Origin of the sequence: Kitasatospora sp. NPDC056138 (assembly GCF_042264695.1) — a bacterium.
Taxonomy (GTDB): domain Bacteria; phylum Actinomycetota; class Actinomycetes; order Streptomycetales; family Streptomycetaceae; genus Kitasatospora.
Map to the genome: position 1 here is coordinate 1 of NZ_JBHJVK010000007.1, position 14148 is coordinate 14148.

Annotated in this window: 11 protein-coding genes; 9 read left to right on the forward strand and 2 right to left on the reverse strand. The window is 73.2% G+C overall.

Going from position 1 to position 14148, the window contains the following annotated elements; translation table 11 throughout:
* Positions 1 to 49: 49 nt before the first annotated feature.
* The gene (gene murA, locus ACFC1R_RS06975; protein ID WP_375933975.1) at positions 50 to 1390 is read right to left on the reverse strand and encodes a UDP-N-acetylglucosamine 1-carboxyvinyltransferase; all 1341 of its coding nucleotides are present in this window, start codon (positions 1388 to 1390) and stop codon (positions 50 to 52) included.
* Positions 1391 to 1670: 280 nt separating this feature from the next.
* On the opposite strand from murA, the gene ACFC1R_RS06980 reads away from it, so the two are divergent.
* The 3 genes from ACFC1R_RS06980 to ACFC1R_RS06990 all read left to right on the forward strand — a co-directional run bounded on the left by ACFC1R_RS06980 (position 1671) and on the right by ACFC1R_RS06990 (position 4388).
* Positions 1671 to 2240 (forward strand): YqgE/AlgH family protein, encoded by a 570-nt coding sequence (locus ACFC1R_RS06980; protein ID WP_375933978.1) that lies wholly within the window; start codon positions 1671 to 1673, stop codon positions 2238 to 2240.
* Positions 2241 to 2303: 63 nt separating this feature from the next.
* The gene (locus ACFC1R_RS06985) at positions 2304 to 2579 is read left to right on the forward strand and encodes a DUF3039 domain-containing protein (protein WP_375933981.1); all 276 of its coding nucleotides are present in this window, start codon (positions 2304 to 2306) and stop codon (positions 2577 to 2579) included.
* Between the two features lie 78 nt (positions 2580 to 2657).
* Positions 2658 to 4388, forward strand: coding sequence for a beta-N-acetylhexosaminidase (locus ACFC1R_RS06990; RefSeq protein ID WP_375933984.1), 1731 nt, complete (start codon positions 2658 to 2660; stop codon positions 4386 to 4388).
* Between the two features lie 247 nt (positions 4389 to 4635).
* On the opposite strand, the gene ACFC1R_RS06995 is transcribed toward ACFC1R_RS06990, so the two are convergent.
* Positions 4636 to 5157 carry a DUF6624 domain-containing protein gene (locus ACFC1R_RS06995; protein ID WP_375933986.1) on the reverse strand — a complete coding sequence of 174 codons (522 nt, stop codon included), beginning with the start codon at positions 5155 to 5157 and terminating at the stop codon, positions 4636 to 4638.
* Between the two features lie 476 nt (positions 5158 to 5633).
* Here ACFC1R_RS06995 and ACFC1R_RS07000 point away from each other — a divergent pair, with 476 nt between their 5' ends.
* The 6 genes from ACFC1R_RS07000 to ACFC1R_RS07025 all read left to right on the forward strand — a co-directional run bounded on the left by ACFC1R_RS07000 (position 5634) and on the right by ACFC1R_RS07025 (position 14092).
* Positions 5634 to 6503 carry an FAD binding domain-containing protein gene (locus ACFC1R_RS07000; RefSeq protein WP_375934383.1) on the forward strand — a complete coding sequence of 290 codons (870 nt, stop codon included), beginning with the start codon at positions 5634 to 5636 and terminating at the stop codon, positions 6501 to 6503.
* Positions 6500 to 7942, forward strand: a complete 1443-nt coding sequence (locus ACFC1R_RS07005; RefSeq protein ID WP_375933989.1) for a 2Fe-2S iron-sulfur cluster-binding protein — start codon at positions 6500 to 6502, stop codon at positions 7940 to 7942. Before ACFC1R_RS07000 ends, ACFC1R_RS07005 begins: the two co-directional genes overlap by 4 nt.
* Before the next feature lie 76 nt (positions 7943 to 8018).
* A complete protein-coding gene (locus ACFC1R_RS07010) occupies positions 8019 to 10337 on the forward strand; it encodes a xanthine dehydrogenase family protein molybdopterin-binding subunit (protein ID WP_375934386.1) in 2319 nt (772 codons plus the stop codon).
* 226 nt (positions 10338 to 10563) lie between these two features.
* The gene (locus ACFC1R_RS07015; RefSeq protein WP_375933992.1) at positions 10564 to 11982 is read left to right on the forward strand and encodes a S8 family serine peptidase; all 1419 of its coding nucleotides are present in this window, start codon (positions 10564 to 10566) and stop codon (positions 11980 to 11982) included.
* Positions 11983 to 12125: 143 nt separating this feature from the next.
* Entirely contained in the window at positions 12126 to 12452 is a 327-nt protein-coding gene (locus tag ACFC1R_RS07020; protein ID WP_375933995.1) for a hypothetical protein, read from the forward strand.
* A complete protein-coding gene (locus ACFC1R_RS07025) occupies positions 12452 to 14092 on the forward strand; it encodes a WXG100 family type VII secretion target (protein ID WP_375933998.1) in 1641 nt (546 codons plus the stop codon). The genes ACFC1R_RS07020 and ACFC1R_RS07025 overlap by 1 nt, the downstream gene beginning before the upstream one ends.
* The last annotated feature ends 56 nt before the right edge of the window (positions 14093 to 14148 follow it).

A 14148-nucleotide genomic window follows, 5' to 3' on the forward strand; every position in this document is an offset into this window, starting at 1 on the left:
GGGCCGGACCGGTGGTGCTCCCGGTCCGGCCCCGGCACGGCTCCCGCGGTCAGACCGCGGCGAGCTTCTCGGACGGCAGCTCGACGTGGGCGCCGAGCTCGCGCAGCTTGGACATGAAGTTCTCGTAGCCGCGGTTGATCAGGTCGATGCCGTGCACGGTCGAGGTGCCCTCGGCCGCCAGCGCCGCGATCAGGTACGAGAAGCCGCCGCGCAGGTCCGGGATGACCAGCTCGGAGCCGATCAGCTTGGACGGTCCGGAGACCACCGCGGAGTGCTGGAAGTTCCGGGCGCCGAAGCGGCACGGGGTGCCGCCCAAGCACTCGCGGTAGAGCTGGATGTGCGCGCCCATCTGGTTCAGCGCGCCGGTGAAGCCGAGCCGCGACTCGTACACCGTCTCGTGCACGATGGAGAGCCCGGTCGCCTGGGTCAGCGCGACCACCAGCGGCTGCTGCCAGTCGGTCTGGAAGCCGGGGTGGACGTCGGTCTCCAGGGCGATCGCCTTGAGCTCGCCGCCCGGGTGCCAGAACCGGATGCCCTCGTCGTCCACCTCGAAGGCGCCACCGACCTTGCGGAAGGTGTTGAGGAAGGTCATCATCTCCAGCTGGCGGGCGCCCCGGACGTAGATGTCGCCCTTGGTGGCCAGCGCGGCACAGGCCCAGGAGGCCGCCTCGAGGCGGTCGGGCAGCGCGCGGTGGGTGTAGCCGCCCAGCTCGTCCACGCCGGTGATCAGGATGGTGCGGTCGGTGCCCATCGAGATGATCGCGCCCATCTTCTGCAGCACGCAGATCAGGTCGACGATCTCCGGCTCGACGGCGGCGTTGCGCAGCTCGGTGACGCCCTCGGCGAGCACCGCCGTCAGCAGCACCTGCTCGGTCGCGCCGACCGACGGGTAGGGCAGCTCGATCTTGGTGCCGTGCAGTCGCTGCGGGGCGACCAGGTAGGTGCCCTGCGGGTGCTTCTCGATGGTGGCGCCGAACTGGCGGAGCACCTCGAAGTGGAAGTCCACCGGACGGCCGCCGATGTCGCAGCCGCCGAGGCCGGGGATGAAGGCGTGGCCGAGGCGGTGCAGCAGCGGGCCGCAGAACAGGATCGGGATCCGCGAGGAGCCGGCGTGCGCGTCGATGTCCGCGACGTTGGCACTCTCCACGTGCGACGGGTCGAGGATGAGCTCGCCGTCCTCGTCGCCCGTGCGGACCGTCACACCGTGCAGCTGGAGCAGCCCGCGCACGACCTTGACGTCCCGGATGTCGGGGACGTTGCGCAGTCGGCTGGGGCCCTGCCCGAGCAGCGCGGCGACCATGGCCTTGGGCACCAGGTTCTTCGCGCCGCGGATCTGGATCTCGCCCTCCAGCGGGTTACCGCCGTGGACCAGCAGGACGTCGTCGGTCATCGTTCTCGCAATCACGGGATGCCATGGGGAAGGGGCAGGGGCCTGCGGGGCGCTGTACGGGTGGCAGCAGGCGCGCGGCAACCATGGCTCGATCGAGACAGGGGGCCACCACCACGTAGATGGTAATGGCCGGGCGATTGGTTCCCTTGCGCCCTATTGGTGATCGTGCTCTCTGCGGGCGCCGCATGGCGGACGGGCTGGTCCGTACGGGTGTTCGGCAGCGGCCGCGGGCTTTCGTGTTGGGCGCCCGTCGGAGCCCCGACTGCGGGATCATGTGGGCATGACACCGGCCCTCTCGCACACCGGCCGCCTCCTTGTCGCGACGCCCCTGCTGACCGACCCGAACTTCGCCCGCTCGGTGGTGCTGCTGCTCGACCACGACGCGCAGGGCGCGCTCGGCGTCGTGCTCAACCGGCCGACCCCGATCGAGGTGGGCAGCGTGCTGGACGGCTGGGCGGACCTGGCCGGCCGGCCCTCGGTGGTCTTCCAGGGCGGCCCGGTGGCGCTCGACTCGGCGCTCGCGGTCGCCGTGGTGCCCGGCGAGCCCGGACAGGCGGAACCGCTCGGCTGGCGGCGGGTGCACGGGGCGATCGGACTGGTCGACCTGGAGGCGCCGCCGGAGGTGCTGGCCGGGGAGCTGGGCGGTCTGCGGGTCTTCGCCGGGTACTCGGGCTGGTCGCCCGGACAGCTGGAGAACGAGGTGGCCGAGGGCGCCTGGCACCTGGTCGAGGCCGAGCCCGGCGACATCTCCTGCCCCGACCCCGACCGGCTCTGGCGCTCGGTACTGCGCCGTCAGCGCGGCCCGCTGGCCATACTCGCCACCTATCCGGACGACCCGACGCTGAACTGAGCGGACTCACCCGCCCACGGGATGCTGGCCGGGTTCCGAGCCGCCCCCATAGACTAGGCACCTATGAGCACTCTTGAGCCCGAGCGCGGCCTCGGCACCGGCACCCTGGTCGAGCCCGTCCCCCAGGTGTCCAACGGGGACGGCGACCACGAGCGCTTCGCCCACTACGTCCAGAAGGACAAGATCATGGAGAGTGCCCTGTCCGGCACTCCCGTGGTGGCGCTGTGCGGCAAGGTCTGGGTGCCGGGACGCGACCCGAAGAAGTACCCGGTCTGCCCCATGTGCAAGGAGATCTTCGAGGGGATCGACAAGCCGCAGGGCAACGACGGGGACCAGTAACCCCCGACCTCCGCGGTCATCGGCCGGGTCCGTCATTGGTCTATGCCACTTGGGTCCGCGCGGGGCAGGATGGTCCACATGGCTGACATCCCTGTGGATCTCGTCCCTGCCCCGCTGCGTGCTGTCCGGACCCGGACGGCGGAGCAGTTCCGCCTCGGCCCCGCCACCGCGCTGACCGCCGAATCCGGTCTCGCGGACGTCGAATCCTGGCTCAGGGCCGCCCTCACCGCCGCCACCGGCCTGCCGCTGCACCCGGGCACCGCCGGCGCGGCCGACGGCATCGAACTGCGGCAGGACGCCGCACTCGCCCCGGAGGCGTACCGGCTGACCGTGGCCGGCCGCCGGGCCGTGATCACCGCAGGCGGGCCGGCCGGGGCGTTCTGGGGCGCGCAGACCCTGCGTCAGCTGCTCGGCCCGGACGCCTACCGGCGGGCGCCGCTGCGCCGCACCGGCTGGGTGCTGCCGGGTTGCGAGATCGAGGACGCCCCCAGGTTCGGCTGGCGCGGGGTGCTGCTGGACGTCTCCCGGCACTTCATGCCCAAGGCGGACGTGCTGCGCTTCCTCGACCTGATGGCGGTCCACAAGCTCAACGTCCTGCACCTGCACCTGACCGACGACCAGGGCTGGCGCGTCGAGATCAGGCGCTACCCCCGGCTGACCGAGGTCGGCTCCTGGCGCGAGCGCTCGATGGTCGGCTTCAGGGCGGCCGAACGGCGGGACGACCGGCCGCACGGCGGCTACTACACCCAGGACGACCTGCGCGAGATCGTCGCGTACGCCGCCGGTCGGCAGATCACCGTCGTTCCCGAGATCGACCTGCCCGGCCACTCCCAGGCGGCCATCACCGCCTACCCAGAACTCGGCAACACCGACGTGGTGGACACCGCCTCGCTGGGCGTCTGGACCGACTGGGGGGTCAGCCCCCACGTGCTCCACGTCTCCGACGCGACCCTGCGGTTCTTCGAGGGGGTGCTGGAGGAGCTGCTGGAGATCTTCCCGTCCGAGTTCGTCCACCTCGGCGGCGACGAGTGCCCCAAGGACCAGTGGCGCGAGAGCGCGGCGGCCCAGGCCCGGATCAAGGAGCTCGGGCTGGCCGACGAGGACGAGCTGCAGAGTTGGTTCATCCGGCACTTCGACCACTGGCTGGCCGACCGCGGCCGCCGCCTGATCGGCTGGGACGAGATCCTGGAGGGCGGCCTGGCCGTCGCCACCGGCCCGAAGGGCGGGGCGGAGCCGGACGGGAGCGGCGGGGGAGCGGCGGCCGGCGGAGCCGGCCCCGAGCGGTCCCGGTCGCGGCGGCCCGCGCGCGCGGCGGTCTCCTCCTGGCGTGGTTACGCGGGCGGGGTGGCCGCCGCACGGGCCGGACACGACGTGGTGATGTGCCCCGAGCAGCACGTCTACCTCGACCACCGGCAGGCCCCCGGGGACGACGAGCCGATCCCGGTCGGGTACGTGCGCAGCCTGGCCGACGTCTACCGGTTCGAGCCGGTGCCGCCGGAGCTGGACGCGGTGGCGGCCCGGCACGTGATCGGCACTCAGGCGAACCTGTGGACCGAGTTCATGGACGACGCCCGCGACGTGGACTACCGGGCCTTCCCGCGCCTCGCCGCCTTCGCCGAGGTCGCCTGGTCCACGCTGCCCGCCCCCGCCGAGCGGGATCTCGCCGACTTCGAGCGGCGGATGACGGCCCACTACGCCCGGCTCGACGCGCTCGGCGTCGAGTACCGCCCGAGCGGCGGGCCGCACCCCTGGCAGCGCCGGCCCGGCGTCGTCGGCCGACCGGTGGACGGGCCGGTGCCGACGCTCTGACGGCCGCCTCCCGCGGGGTTACGGGGCTGCGCCCGGGGCTGGGGCCTGCGCCCGGGGCTGGGGTCTGCGCCCGGGCCTGCGCCCGGGGCCGGGGCGGCCGCGCCAACTGGGGGAGGGCGTGCGGGTGGGCCTGCGCCCCGGCAGTGGCGGCCCGCGGATCTGCCGGGGCGCTCCCCGGGAGCGGGCCATTGCGGACCGTGCGGCCCTCGTGCTTCCGGACGGCTGCTCGCCCGTCCCCGGGCGGGTGTCAGTGCGGGGCGTGCTCGGCGGTGTAGACGGCGAAGGGCTCGATGCCGACCCCGGCGCGCAGCTCGTCCACCCGGTCGGGCTGTTCGCACGGCCACGGGACGGGAGCGCCGTCCACCACCGCGCCGATCTGGGTGCCGTAGAGCTGCGGGCGGCCCTCGTTGACCAGGGTCCGGTCGTGCAGGAAGGCGAGGTCGCGGGCGTCCGCCCGGCCCGCCTCGACGGCCGCCGTCAGCAGGTCGAGGGCCCGCCGCTGGATGTCGGCGCGGCGGTCCGCGTGCTGGGCGATCAGCCAGGCCGCGCGGGCCGCCTCCGGGCCGACCAGCTCGGCGGTCGGCCAGCCGTGCGCCGCCATGATCTCGTCCAGCCGCTCGCCGTGGTGGGCGGTCAGCCGTCGCCAGGTCAGCTGCTCGGCGAGGTCGGGGCTGTGGGCGCCGGCCGAGGCCGCGTGGTCCGCCGCGGCCATCGCAGTCAGTTCGGCGGCGAGTCGGGCGAACGTGCCGGGTTCGTGCTGCTGGGCCATCTCGGCTCCTCGGTGGGCGGGAGTGGGTGCCTCCACGCTAGGTCCGCCGAATGCGACCAAGATCATCCCTGGGGGCGGTGACACGGGGCGTCCGGCTGGGCGAGAATTGATCCACCGGACGGCCGGCGGCGGGAACTCGCCCGGGTGGCGGAGCGTCAAGAACTGGTGACCAACCGATCCCGTTCGGACGGCATCCCGACGGGCTCCGGCCGGATTCGTCCGGGAATCCGCCTGCTTGCCCGTGCCCACCGGGAAATGATCACCGCGCTTTGTGTGCCAGAGTTGCCCAACCCGCACCGATCGCCCGTACCCTACGGGCCAGGCCACACTGCCGATGGGGCTGAAACCCCGGCCGGAGGCTGGACGGTGGCACCCCCGTCCGGAGGCCGGGGTGAGGGTCCCCCGTCCGGAGGCCGGGGGAGGTCAGGCAGTTTGATGAGCAAGTGGAGCACGGTGGAATCCAGGTGAACCGGACGATCATGCTGCCGGCCTCGCTCGACGAGGCCGTGGAGGCGCTGGCAGTCACCCCAGGCGCGGTGCCGGTGGCCGGGGCCACCGACCTGATGGAAGCCGTCAACGCCGGACGGCTCCGCCCTGCCGCCCTGGTCGGCCTCGGCCGGATCACCGAGCTGCGCGGCTGGCGCTACGAGGACGGCGGCACAGCCGTCCTGGGCGCCGGTCTGACCCACGCCCGGATGGACCGCCCCGACTTCGCCGCGCTCATCCCCGCCCTGGCCGACGCGGCCAGGACCGCGGGCCCCCCGCAGGTCCGCAACGTGGGCACGCTCGGCGGCAACATCGCCACCGCGGCGCCGGCCGGCGACACCCTCCCCGTCCTCGCGGTCCTGGAGGCGACCGCCACCCTGGCCCGTGCCGGTGGCACCCGCGAGGTCCCGATCAGCCACCTGCTCACCGGGCTCGACCCGCTGCGCCCCGGCGAACTGCTCACCTGGGTGCGCGTCCCGCTGCTGCACGCCCCGCAGGTCTTCCTCAAGGCCACCAGCCGCAGCGGTCCCGCCCGCGCCACCGCCTCCGTGGCCCTGGTCCTCGACCCCGCCCGGCGCGCCGTGCGCTGCGCGGTCGGCGCCGTCGCCCCCGTACCGCTGCGCCCGCTGGAGGCGGAGACCTGGGTGGCCGGCTGCATCGACTGGGACGCCAGGGGCGAGGAGGGCGCGGCCTTGATCGACCCGGCGGCGGCGGCCGCCTTCGGCGAGTACGTGGCGGGCGCCTGCATCCCCGACGGTGCGTTGGACGGCGGTCCCGAGGGGCCGGGCGCGGTGGCCCTGCGGCTGCGGCGTACGGTATCGGTGCTGGCCCGACGGGCACTGGGAAGGGCGCTGAAGTGACGACGACAGACCCGATCGACTCCGGCGCGGTCGGATCCGGCCAGGTCGGACCCGAGTACCCGGGCGTCGGCCCGGCCGAGCTCGGCCCGCTGGGCGGAGATCCGCTGGGCACCGGAGTGCCGGGCGCCGACCCGCTCGGTCTCGGACCGGTGGGCGCCGATCCGCTCGGTCTCGGCCCGGTGGAGTTCGGTGGCGACGGCCGCCCCTGCGCCTCGTACACCCTGCGCGTGAACGGCTTCGAACGTCCCGTCACCGACGCCTGGATCGGCGAGAGCCTGCTCTACGTGCTGCGCGAGCGCCTCGGCCTGGCCGGGGCCAAGGACGGCTGCGAGCAGGGTGAGTGCGGCGCCTGCTCGGTGCTGGTGGACGGTCAGCTGGTGGCCGGCTGCCTGGTGCCCGCCGCGCTCGCCTCCGACAGCGAGATCGCCACGGTCGAGGGCCTCTCGGCGGGCGGTGCCGCCAGCGACGTCCAGCAGGCACTCGCCGACTCGGGTGCCGTCCAGTGCGGCTACTGCACCCCCGGCCTGGCCATGGCCGTGCACGACCTGCTCCAGCGCAACCACCGGCCCAGCGAGGTCGAGGCCCGCCAGGCACTCTGCGGCAACCTCTGCCGCTGCACCGGCTACCGGGGCGTGCTCGCCGCCGTGCAGGCCGTCGCCGAGGCGCGCGGTGCCGAGGAGGAGACCGCCGAGGACGAGGCGGCGGCCGCCGGTGAGGCAGCCGCGCCGGTGCCGTCGGCCGTCCCCGGTGCCTCGTCCGCCCAGGCTGCCGGGGCCGCCGCAGTGGCCTCGGCCGGCTCGGTGGCCCCCGAGGCCCTGGCGGCTCCGGCGGGCCCGGTGGGCTCGGTGGCCTCGATGGTCGAGCCGGGCGGAGCCGACGCCGCGTCGCACACCGGGTCCGTCCACGCCGCCGTACCGGACACCGGGCTCGCCCAGCCCGTGCCCGGCCAGCCCATGCCTGCGTACCCCATGGCCGATCTGCCCGTGCAGGTCGCGGAGCTGCCGATCTACGCGGACTCCGAGGCCTGGGTCGAGGCCGAGGTCCCGTACCCGACCGAGCCCACCACGGCCGGGACCGGGGTCGGCATCGACTACGGCTCCGTCGGCGCCCACCAGACCGGCATCTACGAGCAGTACCCCGGCTACACCGCCACCCCGGCGCACGGCACGCCGTACGACCCCGGGTACGAGACCCAGCCCTCGTACGCGGCCCCCTACGACGCCTCCTACGACACGGCGTACGGCCAGAGCCACTTCGAGGCCGCCCCCGCCCACGGCGTGGTGGCCGACGGCCCGCTCTACGAGAGCACCCCCGCCCACGGCACCCCGTACGTCCCGGCTCCCGCGCACGGCACCCCCTTCGCGGACAGCGCCCCCGTCTACGAGGGCTACGACGGCACCACCCCCGCCCACGGCATCCGCGAGGACGACCACGCATGAGCGAGCGAATCAGTACGGGGCGCGCATCGAGCGACGCCGGGCGCAGTGAGGTGGGTGCGTGAGCTCGCCGACCGACATCTCCTCGCCGACCGACCTCCCCTCGGCGGTCCCCGAGGAGTCGCAGGACGCCGAACCCTTCGGCCTCGGCAGCGCCGCCCTGCGCACCGACGCCCTCCCCAAGGCGCTCGGCATCTACCCCTACGCCGCCGACCTGTGGGCGGAGGGCCTGCTCTGGGGCGCCGTCCTGCGCTCGCCGCACCCACACGCGCGGATCGTCGCGATCGACACCACCGCCGCGCTCGCCCTGCCCGGCGTCCACGCCGTGGTCACGGCGGCCGACCTGCCGCCGGGGCCCGAGGGCACGCCGGACGGCGCACCGTCCGGGCCGATCGTCGCCGACCGGCCGATCCTCGCCTGCGGCGTGGTCCGCCACCACGGCGAACCGGTCGCCGCCGTCGCCGCCGACCACCCCGACACCGCCCGGCTGGCCGCGGCCTCGATCCTGGTCGAGTACGAGCTGCTGGAGGCGGTCACCGACCCCGAGCAGTCCTTCAACGTCCCGCCGCTGCACCCCGAGGGCAACCTCTTCCGGCACCTCCCGCTGCGCACCGGCGACCCGGAGGCGGTCGGCGAGGTCGTCGTCGAGGGCCTCTACCAGGTCGGCCGGCAGGACCCGGCCCCGCTCGGCTCCGAGGCCGGACTGGCCGTGCCCCGGCCCGACGGCGGAGTCGAACTCCACCTCTCCTCCACCGACCCGCACGGCGACCGGGACCGCACCGCCGCCTGCCTCGGCCTCGAACCCGACCGGGTCCGACTGGTCGTCACCGGCGTCCCCGGTGCCACCAGCGACCGCGAGGACCTCTCCTTCCAGGTCACCCTCGCGCTGCTCGCGCTGCGCACCGGCCGCCCCGTGAAGATGACCCTCACCCGCGAGGAGTCCTTCCACGCCCACACCAGCCGCCATCCCGCCCTGCTGCGCTACCGCCACCACGCGGACGCCGAGGGCAAGCTGGTCAAGGTCGAGGCGCAGATCCTGCTGGACGGCGGCGCGTACGCCGACGTCTCCTCGGAGGCCCTGGCCGCCGCGGCGGCGTTCTCGGTGGGCCCCTACGTCTGCCCGAACGTCTTCGTGGACGCCTGGGCCGTACGCACCAACAACCCGCCCGCGGGGCGGATGCGCGGCGAGGGCGCGCTGCAGACCTGCTTCGCGTACGAGTCCCAGCTCGACCAGCTGGCCGTACAGCTGGGCATCGACCCGCTGGAGATCCGCCGCCGCAACGCCATGGCCACCGGCGACCCGATGCCCACCGGACAGGCCGTCACCTGCCCGGCCCCGGTCGCCGCCCTGCTCGACGCGATCACCGACTCCCCGCTGCCCGCCCTGCCGCTGGACGACCCCGAGGCCGACTGGCTGCTCCCCGGCGGTCCCGGCGGCGCTGGCGACCCGGCGGCCGTACGGCGCGGCATCGGCTACGCGGTCGGCATGGTGCACATGCTCGGCGCGGAGGGCGAGGACGAGGTCTCCACCGCCACCGTCCGGGTCAGCGGCAACCACGCGACGGTGATCTGCGCGGCGGTCGACGTCGGCCAGGGCTTCGCCACCCTGGCGCGGCAGATCGTGCAGTCGGTCCTCGGCGTCTCCGAGGTGTACATCGCGCCGGTCGACAGCGACCAGTCGGTCGCCGGCCCGTCCGCACGCGGACGCCACACCTGGGTCTCGGGCGGCGCGGTCGAGCGGGCCGCGCTGATGGTCCGCCACCAGCTGCTCCAGCCGATCGCCGCCAACTTCGGCATGTCGGTCGAGCTGCTGTCGATCGCCGACGGCAAGATCACCTCCTACGACGGGGTCCTGGGGATGCCCGTCGCCGAGGCACTGGAGGGCAAGGAGCTCTGGGCGACCGCCCAGTGCCGCCCGCACCCCACCGAGCCGCTGGACGAGTCGGGCCAGGGCGACGCCTTCGTCTCCATCGCCTTCTGCGCCATGCGGGCCGTGGTCGACGTCGACATCGAACTGGGCGCGGTACGGGTCGTCGACGTGACGGTGGCCCAGGACGTCGGCCGGGCCCTGAACCCGCGCCAGATCGAGGACCGGATCGAGGCCGCCGTCGCCCAGGGCGTCGGCCTGGCCCTGCTGGAGGACCTGCGCACCGACGGCGGCCGCATCCTCAACGCCTCACTCACCGGCTACCGCCTCCCCACCGCGCTGGACACCCCCGACATCCGGATCGCCGCCCTGCTGGAGGAACGCGACGTCGTCGCCACCTTCGGCGCCAAGGCCGTCAGCGCCGTACCCGCCGTGGTCGCCCCCGCCGCCGTCGCCGCCGCCGTGCGGGCGGCCACCGGCCTGCCGGTCGGACGGCTGCCGATCCTGCCGGAGGACGCGATCGTCGGCTGAGCGGCAAGGCGCGAGCGGCGGCTTCCGACGGTGTGTCAGCGCCGTGGTCGATGCCGGGGTCAACGGATAGTCAATGTCGGCCAACTGCGCCGTGCAGAAGCCGTGCAGAGCCGTGGGCGGCTGCCCGCTCCGCCGTATCGGGCGATACGATCGATGGGCCACCTGCTTGTGCTCACGCCGGCGCAGGCGGACATCGGTTGTCTACTGACGGGGTGACGGGGAAGAGATGACGCTCAGCAGGACCATGCGCGCACTCGGCGCCACCGCACTGGCCGGCGGCCTCCTCCTGACGGCCACGCCCGTCGCGAACGCGGACCAGGTCCGCGACGCGCAGTGGGCGAACCAGGAGTTCGACCTGCAGAAGGTCTGGTCGGTGAGCAAGGGTGACGGCGTTAAGGTCGCAGTCATCGACTCTGGTGTGGATGGCAGTCACCAGGACCTGACCGGTCAGGTTGTGGATAGCTACGATCCGAGCGGGACCGGCCTGGCGACCCATCCGACCGATGACCACGGAACCAACATGGCCAGCATGATTGCGGGCCACGGCCACGGCAGTGGAGGCACGGAGGGCGTGATCGGGCTAGCCCCGGGCGCCAAGCTTCTATCGATCTACAAAGGCAACGCGCGTGGCAATAGCGCGGATGCCGAGGACATCCGATGGGCTGTGGACCACGGCGCCAAGGTCATTAACATGTCAATCGGTGGCACGATCGCGGACCCTAATACCGATGATGCCGTGGCCTACGCCGCCGCGCATGACGTGCTGATCGTGGCCTCGGCTGGTAACAGCGGCGTCACGCCTGTGGAGTACCCGGCCAAGACCCCCGGCATCCTTGCTGTTGGCGCAACAGACAAGAATCGCGGGATCTGGGCCAAGTCGAATTACGGCCCGGAAGTCCTGCTGGCAGCTCCCGGCGTGGATGTTGTTGGTGCTGGAGCCTGCGATGGTGGGCAGTACTGCATCGGCCAAGGCACTTCTGGCGCGAGCGCTTACGTCTCCGCAGCCGCAGCCCTGGTCCGCTCCAAGTTCCCGACGCTGACAGCTGGCCAGGTGGCCAACCGACTGGTGAAGTCGGCCTATGTTCCGCCGTCGCTGCAGGGCGCCAAACTGCCCGACCCGCATTTTGGTTATGGCATCGTCCGCCCATACGAGGCACTCACCCAGGACATCCCCGCTGGCTCGGCGCAGGGCCCGCTCGCCAAGCCCGCGGGGGATGGTGACTCGGGGAGCGGAAGCCAGACGTCCGGGGCAACTTCCCCTGACAACAAGACCCCTGGCACAGCGGGTCCTGGATCGATCGCCCAGCCGCCGGTCATGAAGTCGTCGAGCGACAAGAACTCCACCGTTCTCTATGCTGCCGCCCTCGGCGTGGTGCTCCTGGTTGCTGTGATCGCGGTGATCGTGGTGGTGTCCCGCCGCCGGAAGTCCGGCCAGGGCCAGCCTGGTCAGGCGCCGTACGGTGCATCGCCCTACGGCGCTCCTCAGCACTACGGCGCTCCGTCCGGATGGCCGCAGCAGGCCCAGCCGCCGTACCCGAACCAGCCTCAGCCGCCGTACGGAAACCAGGTCCCGCCGCCCGGTTACCCGCCCCAGCAGCCGTACCAGGACAATCCGTACGGGCAGGGCGGGAACCAGCAGCGCTGAGGGTGTGTCAGCACACTTCGGGCAAGCGTTACCATCGAACGCCCTAGCTATCGAGTTGCTGTCCGCCAGCTAGGACACCATCACCACCCGCCGGAGCCAGTGCCAGACGGGGAAGCATCGACACTCCAGGGGGAGAGAGCCGTATGTCCGACGGATTCCGTGTCGACATCGACGAGTTGGAGGCGGTGGTCAAGCGACTGCGGGCCCTCCAACAGAACCTCGGTCAGACCGCCAACAAGTCCAAGTACAACACCGTCGTTGCCCGTTCGGACTTTGGCGGCGACTTCGCCGAGGCGCAGGGCCTGTATGCGGCACACGACAAGATGCAGCAGTTCCTGGCAGGGATGGTTGCTCAGCTGGATTCCCTGATCAACGACTTCGGGAACAAGACCAAGACGGTCAACGACGCCTACCGCAACGACGACGAGCAGCAGGTCGCGGCCATGCGGAAGCAGGAAGGGCAAGTCTGATGGCTGCGGACAAGACGAACTTCGACAAGTACGACCTCGTCCCTCTCAAGCACATGCTCGAGATCTCCAACGCAGGCCGGCTCAAGGAGGTCAGCGACCACTGGAAGAGCGTGGAGGCGGAGCTTCGCAGTGCGGCCACCGACCTTCAGCAGGCGGTGCAGCACGCAACCCAGAACTGGGAGGGCGCGGCCTCGCAGGGTTTCGCCAAGCGGGCCGGTGAGATCCAGACCAGCATGACGAACACGGCGGACCACGCCGCCAGCACCTCCAGCGCGATGAACTTCGCCGGTACGGCGCTCGACCAGGCTGCCTCGAGCATGAAGCAGATCACCGTACCCAGCTCGCTCGACAGCGGACTGAAGTTCGTCAGCGACCTCGGGGACCGGTCCGACGCGCAGTTCAAGGCCGACCTGGCCGGCGGCATGGACCGCTTCGCCGCCGTCAACAAGAACTACGACCAGCTGTCGGCGACCGAGATCTCGCACCAGTACGCGATCGGCGTCATGGAGCAGCTGGGCCCGCAGTACAGCCAGGCGGCCGGGTGGCTCGACACCCCGATTGGGGGCGGCAGGGAGGAGAGGGTCGGCTTCCCGCCGAAGCCCGACAGCCCCGCTCCGCCCGGTGTTGCTCCTCAGCCCATGCCGCCGATGCCGCACAACCCGACCCCGCCGGGCCCCGGCCAGGGCGGTCCCGGCTGGTCGGACCCGGGTGGCGGTCCCGGCGGGCACAACCCGGGCGGGCCGTCGTTCCCGCAACCGCACATCCCCGCGCCCCCGTCTCCCGGGCAGCCGGGGCCGGGGCACCCGGGTGGTCCGGGGGCGCCGGATCTGCCGACCGGCCCGAGCGGCCCGCACCTTCCGCCGGACCGCACCGGGATCGACTCGCTGCCGCCCACGCACCCCATGCCCGGGACGGGTACCATCCCGCTGCCCGGTGGTGGTCTGCCCGGTGGTGGTCTGCCCGGTGGTGGTCTGCCCGGTGGTGGTCTGCCCGGCGGCGGTGTGCCCGGCGGCGGTGTGCCCGGTGGTGGCCTGCCCGGCGGCGGGTACCCCGGTGGTCTGCCCGGCGGTGGTCTGCCTGGTGGTGGCCTGCCTGGTGGTGGCCTGCCCGGCGGTGGCAGGCCCGGTGGTGGTCTGCCCGGCGGCGGTAGGACCGTTCCGACCGGCAGCCGTCCGGGTGGCGGTTCGACCGGTGGTGCGGGTGCCGGGACCGGTGCGGGCGCGGGCCGTGGTGCGGTCGGCGGTGCCGGCGCGTCCGGCGCGGGTGCCGCAGGTGGTGCGGGCGCGGGCCAGGGCCGTCCGGGCATGCCCGGCATGGGCGGGGCACACGCCGGTGGCGCCGGTGCGGGTGGCAAGGGCGCGGGCGGCAAGGGCGGCAGCGGCCTGGTCCGGCGCAGCGGCGGTACGGTCGGCGGTGCCCGTCCCGGCGGTGCCGGTGGTCGGGCCTTCACCGAGGGTGGTTCGGGCCTGGGCAAGGCCCGCGCCAACGGCACCCAGGGTGCGGCCGGGGCCCACGGGGCTCCCGGTGGCGCGGCCGGCAACAAGAAGAAGGGCAAGAACGGCAACCGCCCGGACTACCTCGTCGAGGACGAGGACACCTGGCGTACCGGAGGCTCGGCCAACCCGCCGGTCATCGAGTAGCCGACTGTCGGACCGAAACCGTGGGGCGTTCTCCAGCCGGAGGGCGCCCCACGGGC